Source organism: Halomonas ventosae, from assembly GCF_004361885.1.
Lineage (GTDB): Bacteria > Pseudomonadota > Gammaproteobacteria > Pseudomonadales > Halomonadaceae > Halomonas > Halomonas ventosae_C.
The window spans coordinates 1-1,946 of record NZ_SNWH01000052.1 but is presented as its reverse complement, the minus strand read 5'-3'; the positions used below and the strand labels follow the sequence as shown (position 1 = coordinate 1,946).

Here is a 1,946-nt window from a genome sequence, read left to right as displayed (position 1 = left end):
GAGTGGTCGGGCGCGGTAGAGGAGCGTCGTGTACGCCGATGAAGGTGGATCGAGAGGTCTGCTGGAGGTATCACGAGTGCGAATGCTGACATGAGTAACGACAAGGGGAGTGAAAACCTCCCCCGCCGGAAGACCAAGGGTTTCTGTTCGACGCTAATCGGAGCAGAGTGAGTCGGCCCCTAAGGCGAGGCCGAAAGGCGTAGTCGATGGGAAACGGGTCAATATTCCCGTACCTCACTGTATTGCGATGGGGGGACGAAGAAGGCTAGGTGGGCCAGGCGTTGGTTGTCCTGGTGAAAGTCAGTAGGCTGGGAGATCAGGCAAATCCGGTTTCCCAAGGCCGAGAGACGAGACGAACAGCCCACGGGCTGGAAGTCATCGATGCCACGCTTCCAGGAAAAGCCTCTAAGCTTCAGATACAGTGGGACCGTACCCCAAACCGACACAGGTGGTCAGGTAGAGAATACCCAGGCGCTTGAGAGAACTCGGGTGAAGGAACTAGGCAAAATGGTGCCGTAACTTCGGGAGAAGGCACGCCGGCATAGGGTGACGGGACATGCTCCCCGAGCCTGAACCGGTCGAAGATACCAGGTGGCTGCAACTGTTTATTAAAAACACAGCACTCTGCAAACGCGCAAGCGGACGTATAGGGTGTGACGCCTGCCCGGTGCCGGAAGGTTAAGTGATGGTGTTAGCGCAAGCGAAGCTCCTGATCGAAGCCCCGGTAAACGGCGGCCGTAACTATAACGGTCCTAAGGTAGCGAAATTCCTTGTCGGGTAAGTTCCGACCTGCACGAATGGCGTAATGATGGCCACGCTGTCTCCACCCGAGACTCAGTGAAATTGAAATCGCCGTGAAGATGCGGTGTACCCGCGGCTAGACGGAAAGACCCCGTGAACCTTTACTACAGCTTCACACTGGACGCTGATGTTGCCTGTGTAGGATAGCTGGGAGGCTAAGAACCCCGGACGCCAGTTCGGGGGGAGCCACCCTTGAAATACCAGCCTGGCATCATTGGCGTTCTAACTCAGGTCCGTGATCCGGATCGAGGACCGTGTGTGGTGGGTAGTTTGACTGGGGCGGTCTCCTCCCAAAGCGTAACGGAGGAGCACGAAGGTACCCTCAGCACGGTTGGAAATCGTGCAGTGAGTGCAAGAGCATAAGGGTGCTTGACTGCGAGACAGACACGTCGAGCAGGTACGAAAGTAGGTTCTAGTGATCCGGTGGTTCTGTATGGAAGGGCCATCGCTCAACGGATAAAAGGTACTCCGGGGATAACAGGCTGATACCGCCCAAGAGTTCACATCGACGGCGGTGTTTGGCACCTCGATGTCGGCTCATCACATCCTGGGGCTGAAGTCGGTCCCAAGGGTATGGCTGTTCGCCATTTAAAGTGGTACGCGAGCTGGGTTTAGAACGTCGTGAGACAGTTCGGTCCCTATCTGCCGTGGGCGTTGGAGATTTGAGAAGGGCTGCTCCTAGTACGAGAGGACCGGAGTGGACGCACCTCTGGTGTTCCGGTTGTCACGCCAGTGGCATTGCCGGGTAGCTATGTGCGGACGGGATAACCGCTGAAAGCATCTAAGCGGGAAGCCCCCTTCAAGATGAGATCTCCCCGAGGCCTTGAGCCTCCTGAAGGGCCCAGCGAGACCAGCTGGTGGATAGGCCGGGTGTGGACGCGCTGCAAGGCGTTGAGCTAACCGGTACTAATGGCCCGTGAGGCTTGACCATATAACACCCAAGCGGTCTGCCGATGGCGACCGACAGCCGGATACGTGAGACGTAGCAGATCAGCATGATTCACCGTTTTTCGCCTGACGACCATAGCGTGCGGGAACCACCTGATCCCATGCCGAACTCAGCAGTGAAACCGCTCAGCGCCGATGGTAGTGTGGGGCCTCCCCATGCGAGAGTAGGTCATCGTCAGGCACTTATCCCGAAAAAA

The 1,946-nt window shown here is 57.1% G+C and carries 2 rRNA genes; both read left to right on the top strand.

Going from position 1 to position 1,946, the window contains the following annotated elements:
- Nucleotides 1-1,732: ribosomal RNA gene (locus tag DFO68_RS15715) — 23S ribosomal RNA — on the top strand; the annotation flags it as partial.
- An 82-nt stretch (nt 1,733-1,814) separates the two neighbouring features.
- Nucleotides 1,815-1,930, top strand: a 5S ribosomal RNA gene (gene rrf / locus DFO68_RS15315).
- Nucleotides 1,931-1,946: the final 16 nt, after the last annotated feature.